This is a genomic window from Christiangramia aquimixticola, from assembly GCF_048285835.1.
Classification (GTDB): domain Bacteria; phylum Bacteroidota; class Bacteroidia; order Flavobacteriales; family Flavobacteriaceae; genus Christiangramia; species Christiangramia aquimixticola.
Genome location: NZ_JBLVTL010000189.1, coordinates 1 through 305, shown reverse-complemented (window position 1 = coordinate 305; position 305 = coordinate 1). Strand labels below are relative to the sequence as shown.

Genomic DNA, 305 nt, shown 5'->3' with positions numbered 1-305 from the left:
TCCCGAACTGGTGAAAAATTGTTTTTCGTATTTGACCCTGTGACTCGGAATGTTAAATCCTTACCCAAAATTCCAAGTTCGGACAACAGCTTCCAATCTGCTGTATTTTACAAAGGGAGCATTTATTATCAGGGTGATGAAATTGATCTGATGACTGGAATAGACGGGAACATCAAGCGCTATCGATTTGATCTTACTTCTCAAACTTGGGAAAAACTCTCGGATCTAAACCAGCCAGATGGTATGTTTAACAACTTTACGAGTTTTGAGTATAAAGGGAAAATTTATGCTACAGGTATTTATCA

General features: G+C 37.7%; 1 protein-coding gene. It reads left to right on the top strand.

From position 1 onward, the window contains the following. Window positions 1-305, top strand: a 305-nt coding sequence (locus ACNKXV_RS14075; protein ID WP_417908343.1) for a Kelch repeat-containing protein, incomplete at both ends; no start/stop codon positions are given.